The organism is Streptomyces sp. NPDC091416 (assembly GCF_044756845.1).
Lineage (GTDB): Bacteria > Actinomycetota > Actinomycetes > Streptomycetales > Streptomycetaceae > Streptomyces.
Window position 1 is genome coordinate 35038 of the sequence record NZ_JBIVTU010000010.1, and the last position, 11268, is coordinate 46305.

Annotated in this window: 11 protein-coding genes; 7 read left to right on the forward strand and 4 right to left on the reverse strand. The window is 70.5% G+C overall.

The window, feature by feature from the left end; genetic code table 11:
• Positions 1–47: 47 nt before the first annotated feature.
• The 4 genes from ACIQMX_RS27465 to ACIQMX_RS27480 all read right to left on the reverse strand — a co-directional run bounded on the left by ACIQMX_RS27465 (position 48) and on the right by ACIQMX_RS27480 (position 3481).
• Positions 48–1361, reverse strand: a complete 1314-nt coding sequence (locus ACIQMX_RS27465) for a cation:proton antiporter (protein WP_402481959.1) — start codon at positions 1359–1361, stop codon at positions 48–50.
• Positions 1355–2116 carry an alpha/beta fold hydrolase gene (locus ACIQMX_RS27470; RefSeq protein ID WP_363077769.1) on the reverse strand — a complete coding sequence of 254 codons (762 nt, stop codon included), beginning with the start codon at positions 2114–2116 and terminating at the stop codon, positions 1355–1357. The genes ACIQMX_RS27465 and ACIQMX_RS27470 overlap by 7 nt, the downstream gene beginning before the upstream one ends.
• Positions 2117–2227: 111 nt before the next feature.
• Entirely contained in the window at positions 2228–3181 is a 954-nt protein-coding gene (locus ACIQMX_RS27475; protein ID WP_363077771.1) for a chlorinating enzyme, read from the reverse strand.
• 27 nt (positions 3182–3208) lie between these two features.
• Positions 3209–3481 carry an acyl carrier protein gene (locus tag ACIQMX_RS27480; RefSeq protein WP_363077773.1) on the reverse strand — a complete coding sequence of 91 codons (273 nt, stop codon included), beginning with the start codon at positions 3479–3481 and terminating at the stop codon, positions 3209–3211.
• Positions 3482–3975: 494 nt separating this feature from the next.
• Between ACIQMX_RS27480 and ACIQMX_RS27485 the strand changes: the two genes are divergently transcribed.
• The 7 genes from ACIQMX_RS27485 (at position 3976) to ACIQMX_RS27515 (ending at position 11225) form a co-directional block, all read left to right on the forward strand.
• Complete coding sequence (locus tag ACIQMX_RS27485) at positions 3976–4194, forward strand: MbtH family protein (RefSeq protein WP_363077775.1); 219 nt, start codon at positions 3976–3978, stop codon at positions 4192–4194.
• Positions 4195–4253: 59 nt separating this feature from the next.
• Positions 4254–5204: a thiamine pyrophosphate-dependent dehydrogenase E1 component subunit alpha gene (locus ACIQMX_RS27490; RefSeq protein ID WP_363077777.1), complete on the forward strand. Its 951-nt coding sequence runs from the start codon at positions 4254–4256 to the stop codon at positions 5202–5204.
• Positions 5201–5431 carry an acyl carrier protein gene (locus ACIQMX_RS27495; RefSeq protein ID WP_363077779.1) on the forward strand — a complete coding sequence of 77 codons (231 nt, stop codon included), beginning with the start codon at positions 5201–5203 and terminating at the stop codon, positions 5429–5431. Before ACIQMX_RS27490 ends, ACIQMX_RS27495 begins: the two co-directional genes overlap by 4 nt.
• Positions 5428–7638 (forward strand): 2-oxo acid dehydrogenase subunit E2, encoded by a 2211-nt coding sequence (locus ACIQMX_RS27500; protein ID WP_402481965.1) that lies wholly within the window; start codon positions 5428–5430, stop codon positions 7636–7638. Before ACIQMX_RS27495 ends, ACIQMX_RS27500 begins: the two co-directional genes overlap by 4 nt.
• A 49-nt stretch (positions 7639–7687) precedes the next feature.
• Positions 7688–8698, forward strand: a complete 1011-nt coding sequence (locus ACIQMX_RS27505) for a 3-oxoacyl-[acyl-carrier-protein] synthase III C-terminal domain-containing protein (RefSeq protein ID WP_363077783.1) — start codon at positions 7688–7690, stop codon at positions 8696–8698.
• Between the two features lie 100 nt (positions 8699–8798).
• Positions 8799–9569 (forward strand): thioesterase II family protein, encoded by a 771-nt coding sequence (locus tag ACIQMX_RS27510; protein WP_402481968.1) that lies wholly within the window; start codon positions 8799–8801, stop codon positions 9567–9569.
• Positions 9570–9989: 420 nt separating this feature from the next.
• Positions 9990–11225 (forward strand): cytochrome P450, encoded by a 1236-nt coding sequence (locus ACIQMX_RS27515; RefSeq protein WP_402481971.1) that lies wholly within the window; start codon positions 9990–9992, stop codon positions 11223–11225.
• The last annotated feature ends 43 nt before the right edge of the window (positions 11226–11268 follow it).

An 11268-nucleotide genomic window follows, 5' to 3' on the forward strand; every position in this document is an offset into this window, starting at 1 on the left:
GGGCACGCGGAAGGGAGCCCGGCGGTGCCGGGCTCCCCGGGAGGGTCTCAGGCCGCGCTGAACTCCCGCTCCCGTTCGATCTCGGCCGAGGTCGTGGGGATGCTGCGGGTCGCGTAGCGAAGCATCGGCGGGGCCATCATCGAGGTGACCACGGCGACCAGGATGATCACCGTGTAGGAGGCCGTGGTCAGCACACCGAGCTGGAGACCGACCGTGGCCAGCACGATCTCCACCACGCCGCGCGCGTTGAGACCGGCGCCGATGGCCAGTGCCTCGCCGTGGCTGAGCCGCCCCATCCGGGCCCCGGCGTACCCGCCGACCAGTTTGGAGACGACGGCGACCGCCAGGATGACCACGCCGGCCAGGAACACCTCGGGCCGGGCCAGGGCCCCCAGGTCGACCTGCAGGCCCGCTGTCGCGAAGAACAGCGGAGCGAGGACGGACATGACGAAGGGGCGTGCGGCGCTCAGCGGCTTGCGGCCCGCCGGGCCGAGCGATCCGATGACGAGGCCGCAGAGGAACGTACCGAGGATCGGCTCCATCCCGAGCGCGTGCGTGCCCGCCGCCGACGCGATGATCATGACGACGATGACCGCGATGCCGCTCTCGGGGTGCTTCTCGCTGCCGGCGCGCGCGAGGATCAGACGGGCCAGCGGCCGCCCCACGACTGCGGTGAAGGCCAGTACGGCGATCAGATAGGCGACGGTCCTGACCACCGGTCCGAGCTCCACCCCGGTCGCCGCCATGGCCGACACGATCGAGAGCAGCAGCCAGCCCACGATGTCGCTCACGGCGGCGGAACCGACGATCAACTGGCCGACATCGCGGTGCAGCAGACGCATGTCCAGCAGCGTCTTGGCGATCACCGGGAGGGCACTGATCGCCACGGCGATCCCCATGAACAGGGCGAAGGTCGTGCGGTCCGTGTCCGGGCCCATCAGTGCGGCCGGCACCACGACGCCGAGGCCGATGCCGAGCGCCAGCGGCAGCAGCACGCTGCCGGCGCTGACGTACCCGATGGTCCGGCCCCTGCGGCGGAACAGGTTCAGGTCGATGTGCGCGCCGGTCACGGCGACCAGCAGCAGCACACCGAGCTGTGCCACCGCGCTCAGCAGGTGCGTCTGGGACGGGTCGCGGGGCAGCAGCCAGCCGGAGAGGCCGGGCATCAGGTTCGCGAAGACCGAGGGGCCGAGCAGGACGCCCGCGGCGAGCTCGCCCACCACCGCCGGCATCCGCAGCCGCATGGCCACCCGCCCGAGCACGACGGCCGAGGTCAGGAGCACCGCGAACTGCAGAAGGAAGACCAGCATCTGGTGATGGCTGATCCCCGGCACCGGCCCGCCCGCGAGCGATGTCACCATGTCGATTCCTTAGCTTGAGGGGTGGGGAGGGCGGCGCCGGAAGCCGGGGCCGATTCCCCGGTTCCGCCCGCCAGGGCGTTGAGGACGGCCCCTGCGACGGCGGACGGATTCGCCGCGGAGAGCAGATGCCCGCCCGGCAGGGTCACGACGGAGCACCGGCCCGTCGTGTGCCGGGCCCAGGCGCCGAGCCGGCCGGTCGAGGCGTCCTCGCTTCCGGCGACGACCCGGATGTCCCCCGCGCAGCGTGTGGTGCGCAGCGCCTCGACGAAGGAGCCGGACAGGAGCAGGTCGTCCCGGATGAGGGGAAAGGCCCGGGCGGACAGGACCGGGTCGGCCATGACCTCGGCCGGTACCTCGCCGCCCATCGCCGTCAGCATGGCGACCGCCTCCGCCGGGCCGGACGTCCTCCAGGAGCGCGGGGACTCCCGTACCGATGGCGGGGTGTTGGACACGGCCAGCAGGACCGGCGGGTCGGCCTGGGGAAGCTCCGCCGCCAGCGCCAGCCCCGCGTACGCGCCGAGGCTCTCCCCGTACACGGCGTCGACCGGCCCGTCGATGCGGCCGGCCAGGTCCCGTACCGCAGCGGCGGCGTCGGTCACGCGCGGTTCCTCGAACCGCTTCCCGTGGCCCGGGAGTTCCAGGGCACGGAAGTCGACGCGGTCTCCGAGCGCCCGCCGCAGGGGGCGGAAGTAGCCGGCACCGCAACCCGACGGCGGGACGAAGGCGATGACCGGCTTCGCGGCGTGATCGTCCATGACGCTCCGGGGAGTCGGCGGCCGGGGGCCGGTGAGCATCGGACCCCGGCCGCTGGCGGATGGGTACCGGGCGGGGGCGCCGGGCGGCGCCGTCCCCGCCCGGGCGGTGCGTCAGGCGGACCGGTACTCGGTCCCGCGCAGCGTTGTGGTGCCGATCTTGTTGTGGCCGAAGGTGTCCTTGCCGCTGACCAGGACGGCGGACCACTTCTCCAGCGAGATGTCGCCGCCGTACTCCTCGATGCGGTCCGTGTCCGGGTAGACCCGCACCGATGTGGGGACGTAGCGGGAGGCGAAGCCCATCCGGTAGCCCTTGCCGGTGGAGATGTTCGGCAGCGAGGCGTGCATCAGCGTCGACAGGAAGATGACGCACTGCCCCTTCTCCATCACGAGGGAGACCGCGTCCTCCTCGTTGGGCTTCCAGTCGGGGTCCACCTGGAGCTGCCGGTAGTCGTAGCCGAAGAAGCCGCGCGGGACGCCGTCCTTGACCTCCGCGTTGATGCGGCCCTGGTCGTAGTCCATCGTCCGGGTCTCGTCGTAGTTCATCTTGGTGTGGGTGCCGGGGATGATCTGCAGACAGCCGTTCTCCTTGGTGGAGTCGGTGAACGCGGTCCACACCGTCAGCGTGCCGCCGCCGAAGTTGCTGTCGGTCTCGCCGGGCCACAGCAGCTGGGGCTTGCCGCTGGCGTTGGCGAACGTATCTGCCTGGTGCCAGTCGGTGCCCTCGTCACCGGGGTACTTCGGGAAGAACTCCGTGCGCCAGCAGAGCAGGTCGGGGCCCAGGAGGGTGGCGACCTTGTCGGTGATCCTCTGGTTGCAGATGTGCTGGGCCAGCAGGTCGACGTCGAGGTGGCGGTCGTAGTTGAAGATGTTCGGGGCCCCGATGCCCGCGTCCACCTCCGGGTAGGCGGCGTGGGTGCGATCCAGCGACTCGCGCCGGATCTCCTTCCACATCCGGTCCATCTCTTCGGGGGTGTAGATGGTCAGCGGGCCGATGAAGCCGTTCTCGTGGAACGAGGTGACCTGCTCGTCGGTCAGGGAGAAATCGGTACGTTCGCTGGTGGTCATTCCTGCTCCCTCGCCTGGTGGTCGTCTTCAGTGGGTCTTGGGCGGCAGCGACTTCGCCGCGGCGACGCCCAGCGACTCGGAGTAGGCGGTCCTGTTGTCGAGGACGACTCCGAAGGTGTCGCCGAGGTACTTGTTGAGTCGGGCGAACGTCAGGGAATGGCCGCCTATGTCGAGGAAGTTGTCGGAGGCCGTGATCTCCTGATCGTCCAGCTCGGTGCGCAGCCACTCGACGACGGAGCGCTCGATGTCCGTGCCGCCGGTCGCAGTGAGCTCCTCGCCGCTCGCCGGTGAAACCTGCATGGGTCTTCTCCTCGTTGCTTTTCCGTGCGTGCGTGTGCGGTCCCGCTTCACCGGAGGAATCCGGGACAAGTGCTCGTGCACAGCGGATTCCGGTTCCGTTGCCGGGCACGGGGAAATCCGTCCCGTCCGCTGGAATTCACTGCCTGATCGCGGCCGGCCGCCCCGTGGGCCACGGCACGCCGTCGAAGTGGAATTGATCCGACGTGGAAGAAGTCGTCGGCGTCACGCTAGACCGGCCAGCGCGACCGCATCAAGTCCCGCTCGGCCCGCGGCTGTCCCGTCAGCAGGACACGGCGTCCCTGCTTGACTGGTCAGGCCTGTGGGACCGGGACGAGGCGGTCGCGGCGGCGGTGACGCCCGTTTCGTACCGCGCATGCGTGCGGTGAATTCCGGGATGGTCAGTTCGCGTGAATGCTGTATAGCCTTCGGTCGTCATGGAACGGAGTCCGGGCATGTCGTCCGGCGCGTAACTCCATTGCGGGAAAGGAAAAGCGATGGCGAATCCTTTCGAGGACGAGAACGGTACATATCTGGTTCTGGTCAACGACGAGGGACAGTATTCCCTCTGGCCTTCGTACGTCGACGTGCCCGCCGGCTGGACTCTGGCCAAGGGCCCCGACGGACGGCAGGCGTGTCTCGACTTCATCAACGAGAACTGGACCGACATGCGGCCCAGGAGCCTCGTGGAGGCCATGGCGCAGGACAACCGCTGACCTCGCCGGCCCGGCACCGTTGCACGGCCTGGCACACCGAAGAGAACCGCGGAGGAGACATGCGAGGGAAGGCGACCGACGCGTTGCCCGACGTCACGAAGCTCGCCGACGAGGACCTCGAACTCCTGTTGCTGATCAGGAATTGCGAGCTCGCTCTGTTGGACCTGTTCGCCGAAGGAAAGCTCAACGGCACCACTCACACCTGCCTCGGGCAGGAGTACGTGCCGGTCGCACTGGCCCCGCTGATCCGCGACGACTTCGTCTTCAGCAACCACCGCGGCCACGGCCACTACCTGGCGAGGTTCGCGGATCCGGCCGGGCTGCTGGCGGAGATCATGGGCAGGTCCGGCGCCGTGTGCGCCGGGGTGGGCGGCAGCCAGCACATCTATCGCGAGGGCTTCCTCTCGACGGGCGTGCAGGGCCAGAGCCTGCCGGTGGCCGCCGGTGTCGCGCTGCACCTGCGTCGGGCGGGGGAGGGACGCATAGCCGTCGCGCACATCGGTGACGGCACCTGGGGCGAGGGATCGGTCTACGAGGCCCTGAACATGGCCCAGTTGTGGAAGGTCCCGCTGCTGGTGGTCGTGGAGAACAACGCGATCGCCCAGTCCACCCCGACCACACGGCAGATGGCGGGCACGGTCGCGGACCGTGCCGCCGCCTTCGGGATCGAGTACCGCGGACTGCGCACCACCGACGTCAACGCGATCCGCGAAGAGCTGGCCCCCGTGGTGGAAGGCGTGCGCCGGAACGGCACGCCTGCGGTGGTGGAATTCCACTGCCTGCGGCTCGGACCGCACAGCAAGGGCGACGACACCCGCTCCGAGGAGGAGCTGGCCGACGTCCGTGCCCGGGAGTGGAGCGTCGCCTACGCGCAGCGCTTCGGGGACCAGTTCACCGCGATCGACGCACGCACCCGTGCGCGGATCGCCGACCTCGTGGCGGATGTGTCCGCCCGGCCACCGTCGAGCTGGCCGGCGCTGACCGACTTGGGAGTGGGTGTCACCGCGTGAGCGCACTGGACAGGATCGTCGCCGAGGTGCTCGGCGTCGAGGAGACGCAGATCGACGACGCCACCGGCGCGGCCACGACCGCGGAGTGGAGCAGCCTGCGGCACGTGCAGATCGTCGCCGCCGTGGGCCGGGAGTTCGGGGTGCGCCTCACCCCCCGGCAGGCCCGGTCCTGCCGCAGTGTGGGCGACCTGCGCAAGCTCCTTGTGGAGAAGGGACTTCCGGCATGAATGCGGTCGCCGGCGACCCGCTCGCCTCCATCGCGCCGCGCGTCGCGGAACACCTCAACCGCGCGCTGCACCGTCTGTTCGCCCGCGAGGAGCGGCTGTACCTCCTCGGCGAGGACCTGGTCGACCCCTATGGCGGAGCGTTCAAGATCACCAAGGGACTCTCGACCGGCTACCCGGACCGGGTGCTGTCCACGCCGCTGAGCGAGGGCGGCATCGTCGGGGCAGGCGGCGGGCTCGCCCTGTGCGGCAACAAGGTCATCGTCGAGATCATGTTCGGCGACTTCATCGCCCTCGCCTTCGACCAGTTGCTCAACTTCGCCTCGAAGTCGGTCTCGATGTACGGACACGAGGTGCCCGTACCCCTGGTGGTCCGCTGCCCGGTGGGCGGCAGCCGAGGCTACGGGCCGACGCACAGCCAGAGCCCGCAGAAGCACTTCATCGGCATCCCCAACCTGGTGCTGTACGAACTCTCGCCGTTCCACGACGCGGAAGCCGTACTGGATACGGCCCTGACCCGGGGAGTGCCCGGCATCTTCTTCGAGGACAAGGTCCTCTACACGCGCCGCATGTACCGCGACGGCCGGGTGGACGACCAGTTCCGCTACGAGATGCTCGGATCCGCCACCGGATGGGCGCACGCCTTCCCGGAGGAAGAGGGCGGCGCCGTGCCCGACGCGGTCGTCCTCGCCCCGGGCGGCATGACCCACCGGGCCCTGGACGCGGCTCGTCGGCTGCGGGCCGAACACGGCCGCTCCGTGCACCTGCTGACGCCCGCCCAGCTCCACCCGCTCGACCTGGCCCCCGTGCTGCCGCTCCTCGCCTCGGCCGGGCGCATCGTCGTGGTCGAGGAGAGCACGGCCGGCGGCACCTGGGGCGCCGAGGTGGCCCGGCTGCTCCACGAGCGGATCTGGTCCTCGCTGCGAGGGCCGGTCCTGCTCCTCAACTCCGCCGACTCGATCATCCCCACCGCCGCGCACCTGGAGAGCCAGGTCCTGCTCGGCGCGGACCGCATCACGGCCGCCATCGCGGCCGCCGCGGGCTGGGGCAGGGCCACAGGGGCCGGGGTACCGGCCGGCGAGGCAGCCGGGAATGCGGAGCGGGAGCCCGGCGTCCCGCTCGTCGTGCCCAAGCTCAACAACAACGACACCACCTATCTGGTCACGGACTGGCTGGTGGACGAGGGCGAGTGGGTCGAGCCCGGAACCGATGTCGTCTCGCTGGAGACCTCCAAGGCCGTGCAGGACATCGAGGCCACCGGGGCAGGTCACATCCACCGGGTGGTGACGGTAGGGCAGGAGACGGAGGTGGGGGCGGTTCTCGCCGTGCTGCTGCCGCAGCCCCTGCCCCTGGGCGGGCAGGTCCCGGCGGCCCCTGCCTCCGCGGCTCCTGCCTCGACGGCTTCTGCCTCCGCGGCCCCCGTCCCCGAACCGCGGACAGAACCGCCCGCGCCCGCGCCTGTGCCGCCCGTGCCCGGGTCCCGCGCGCCGGCCCGGGTACAGATGCTCGACCGGATCCAGCTGGGGACCGCGGCTGTGGTCACCAGGAGCCACCGTGAGATCCCGACCGGTTTCACCGTCGTCCGCGCGGACGTGGGTGCCACCCTCGACGCGCTGGCGGAGCTGGGCGAGGAGACGGGCACCACGTTCGGACTGGCGGAAGCCGTGATCAAGGCGGTGGCCGCCCAGTTCGAGGAGTTCCCGCTCTTCTTCGGCTCGCTGTCGGACGACCGAACCGTCGGCCTCGCTGACGCACCCCATGTCGGCGTGACCGTCGACACCGACGGTTCTCTGTACGTGCCGGTGATCCGCCATGCGCACGAACAGTCCCTGGAGGACGTCGCCGACACCCTGATGGAATTCAGGATGAAGGCGCTGACGAAGGACTTCCTCGCGCAGGAGCTGGACGGCGGGAACATCGCCGTCTCCCTCAACCCCGATCCCGGTGTGGTGCTGGCGCATCCCATCGTCCTGTGGCCGCAGTTGTGCATGGTGTCGGTCGGCGCGGTCGACGAGGAGTACCGGCCCGGCGCCGACGGGACACCCCGTACGGTCCGGTACGTACACCTCGGACTCGCCTACGACCACCGGGTGGTGAACGGCCGGGACGCGGTGCGCTTCCTCAACGGGGTCAGGGCGGTCCTGGAGCGCCGCGGCGAAGCGAGGCGGTGGCTCGGGGACGCCGCGCTGACGACGGAGGGACCCGCGTGAGCGCCCCGGCACACCAGGGTCATCGGGCGGCGACGGAAGGAGGGTTCCCGTGGACTTCGGGATGATGGGGTTCGGGTCCGCGCTCGGCGAGAGGGCCTCGGTGGCCGGCATCGTGCCGGAGTACACCGCGGACACCGAGCGGGTGCTGGCCTACGGCTACCGCAACGTGCACAGGTGCCCGCCGGAGGTCGGCCTCACGGACCTGTCGGTGGACGCGGCCCGCAGGGCGCTCAAGGATTCGGGTACCGAGCCCGAGGAGCTGGACCTGGTGGTGATGGCGATCACCGACATTCCCGAGTATCTGTACTGGGACGCGGCGGCGAGCCTCCAGGCACGGCTCGGCGCCCACCGGGCCGAGGCCGTACTGATAGCCCAGGGATGCGCGGGCGGCATCACGGGTTTCGACACCCTGGCGGGCCGGTTCGCGACCCACCCCGAGTACCGGCGGGCCCTGTTCGTGGGTGCGAACCGCACCGCCGAGGCGTACTGGAACCGGATGGAGACCCACTCGCTCCTGTTCTCCGACGGTGCCGCGGCGACCGTCGTGGGGCGCGGGCACCCGCGGTTCCGCTGGCGCGGCGGCGAGGTGATCACGGACGGTCGCTACGCCGACTTCTTCCTCATGGAACACGGCGGTGCGCTGCTGCCGTTCACGCCCGGCGACGAGCAGCCGGTGGCACGGGACGCCTGGGACATGATGGAATTCTTCGACTACGACTCGGACCGGTTCGAGGGCTTCATCGAGCTGATGAACGACCGGGTGCGCGAGGTGGTCCACCGCGCCTGCAAGCGGGTGGGCGTCGAACCGAGTGCTCTCGCCCGGGTCGTGCTGCTCAACGACAACGAACAGACCCTGAAAGTCCTCGCCGGCAAACTGGGGGTGCCGGAGAGGAGCACGAATCTCGGCTTCTCCCTAGAGCACGGCCACTTCGGCGCAGCCGACCACCTGCTGAACCTCCAGCAGCACCGGGACGCGGGCGACCTCGCCGAGGGTGACCTGGTCGCCCTGGCAGGCATGGGGCGCGGGATGCACTGGGGGTGCGCCGTCATCGAGTGCTGACCGGCTGCCGGGCCCGGGGCCGGCGGACGTGCGCCCCCGGGCCGGGTGCAGCCATCCAGGACGACGGGACCGCCGGCGCGGTCCCAGACGGGACACGGACGTGACCGAGGCAGTACAGGACACCACGACGACCATCACACCGGGCCGGGGCGACTGGACCCGCCGGTTCCACCCCGCGCCGGACGCGGAGCGCCGACTGGTCTGCTTCCCGCACGCCGGGGGTTCGGCGTCGTACTTCTTCCCCGTGTCGCGGGCGATCGCGCCGTACGCCGATGTGCTCGCGATCCAGTACCCGGGCAGACAGGATCGCCGGCACGAGGCATGCGCCGAGAGCATCGGCGCACTCGCCGACGCGCTGACGGCCGAACTGCTGCCCTGGTTCGACCGCCCGGTGACCTTCTTCGGCCACAGCATGGGCGCCATGCTCGCGTTCGAGGTGGCGAGACGGCTGGAGCGCAGGGGGGTCGCCCTGAACGGCCTCTGCGTCTCCGGCCGTCGGGCGCCGTCGCGGTCGCGGGAGGAGAGGGTGCATCTCGGAGGCGACGAGGCTCTGCTGGCGCACATCGTCCGGCTCAGCGGCACGGACTCCCGGGTCCTGGGGGATCCGGACCTCCTGCATCTGGTCATGCCGGCGATCCGGGCCGACTACAAGGCGGTCGAGACGTACACGTACACGGACGGGCCGCCGCTCAGCTGCCCGGTCCTCGTCCTCACCGGCGACGATGACCCCCAGGTGACGCTGGACGAGGCGCGGGCGTGGGCGGAACACACCGACGGCGGATACGAGTTGAAGGTGTTCCCCGGAGGTCACTTCTACCTCAACTCGCTCGCGGCCGACGTGACCGCGGCTGTCAGGGCGCATTTGGGCTGACGCGGCCCCGGCGGTCCGCCCCGACCCAGGCCCGGTTCGTCCGGACCTGGGTTCCGCCATGCCCTCGGAGGGTTCTCGGCAGGCCCGGACCGTGGCCAAAGTGGCGCCATGTATGGGCTCATTTATTCGACCGTGGCGTTATGGCCTCTCGCTCCGCGTCGGGCGCCGGAGGAGGCGCGGCCCACGGTGGCGGACTGTCAGAACGTGCTCTGTACTGCGGATTTCCCCTTCCTGATGCTCGGGGGCCTCTGGATAACGGGCACCTGTCCCGGGGCGGGATCGCGCCACTGTGGGGTGGCTCATGCGCCATGCCGACTCAATGCCCTTTGTGTTGCGCCATAACGGTGCCATTATGGCGTTACGCATCGCGCTCCGGCCTGTGTCCGGATCGACGAGAGGAAGAGGAGAAGGAGCCACGACATGACGCCTCCCACGTCGTCCGTCTCGCCCATTGCCCGTCTCGCCGACCGCTGGGGAGCGCCCGCACAGCACTTCTGGATCCGTGGCGTCCCGCCCCGCTGCCCGGTCGAGTTCGACGAGGAACTGGGCGTGTGGAACGTCTACGGGCACCACGAGGCCGTCGCCGCACTCTCCGACCCGACGTCCTTCTCCTCGGACACGTCACGCCACTTCCTGCCCGACCCCGGCGCGTACGACAGCAGTGGTGTCCTCACGGAGCTGGACCCGCCGGAGCACCACACCCTGCGGAAGCTGGTCAACCGGGCGTTCACGCCGAAACTCGTGGCCGCCATGGAGCCGTGGATCGCCGATGTCACCGACGAACTCCTCGACTCGGTCGACGGCCGGGACGGGATCGAGCTGATAAACGATCTCGCCTACCCGCTGCCCGTGACCGTCATCGCGGTCCTGCTCGGCGTCCCCACCGCCGACCGCGCCCTCTTCCGGGAGTGGGCCGACCAAGTCTTCCGGACCGCCGTGCCTCCGTCCGTCAACGGCAGCGAGGAGCAGACGGCAGGCATCGACGCCTCGTTCGGCCTCGCGCGCCGGATGACCGACTACTTCGGCGAACACGTGGACGACCGCAGGCGCCACCCGCGCGAGGACTTGCTCTCGGGCCTGGTCGGGGCGGAGGCGGACGGCGAACGGCTGACCGGACAGGCCCTGGTGAACTTCGTCCAGCTCCTCTTCCTCGCCGGGTACGTGACCACCGCCCTGCTCCTCGGGAACACCGTGCTCTGTCTGGACACCCACCCTGAGGAAGCCGCCCGGGTGCGGCGGGACCGCGCGGCGGTGCCTGCCGTGATCGAGGAGTCCCTGCGCCTGATGACCCCCTTCGAAGTCGTGCATCGCGTGACGACGCGAGCGACCGAACTGGGCGGCCGACGGCTGGCCGAGGGGGAGATGACCGCCCTGTGGCTCGGCGCGGCCAACCGGGACGAGCGGGTCTTCCCCCGCCCGCACGCCTTCGACCCGGCCCGCGGCAGCGGCCCCCATCTCGGCTTCGGCCGGGGTATCCACTACTGTCTGGGCGCCTCTCTGGCAAGGCTGGAGGGCCGGGTCGCGATCAACACGCTGCTGGACCGCTTCCCCTCCCTGCGCACCGACCCCGGCAAGCCGCCCGTGTTCATGGAGTCCCCGGAAATCTCCGGTGCCAGGACCCTGCCCCTGCTCACGGCCCGTGGGGGCCGGGGGTGAGGGCGCCGTCCGGCCCCGCCGCGCACCGGTGTACCGGCGTCCG

Excerpts from the sequence above, each read along its gene's own strand:
- ACIQMX_RS27475 (WP_363077771.1), bottom strand. The coding sequence starts at position 3,181 with ATGACCACCAGCGAACGTACCGATTTCTCCCTGACCGACGAGCAGGTC.
- ACIQMX_RS27515 (WP_402481971.1), top strand. The coding sequence starts at position 9,990 with ATGACGCCTCCCACGTCGTCCGTCTCGCCCATTGCCCGTCTCGCCGAC.
- ACIQMX_RS27485 (WP_363077775.1), top strand. The coding sequence starts at position 3,976 with ATGGCGAATCCTTTCGAGGACGAGAACGGTACATATCTGGTTCTGGTC.
- ACIQMX_RS27490 (WP_363077777.1), top strand. The coding sequence starts at position 4,254 with ATGCGAGGGAAGGCGACCGACGCGTTGCCCGACGTCACGAAGCTCGCC.
- ACIQMX_RS27480 (WP_363077773.1), bottom strand. The coding sequence starts at position 3,481 with ATGCAGGTTTCACCGGCGAGCGGCGAGGAGCTCACTGCGACCGGCGGC.
- ACIQMX_RS27470 (WP_363077769.1), bottom strand. The coding sequence starts at position 2,116 with ATGGACGATCACGCCGCGAAGCCGGTCATCGCCTTCGTCCCGCCGTCG.
- ACIQMX_RS27500 (WP_402481965.1), top strand. The coding sequence starts at position 5,428 with ATGAATGCGGTCGCCGGCGACCCGCTCGCCTCCATCGCGCCGCGCGTC.
- ACIQMX_RS27465 (WP_402481959.1), bottom strand. The coding sequence starts at position 1,361 with ATGGTGACATCGCTCGCGGGCGGGCCGGTGCCGGGGATCAGCCATCAC.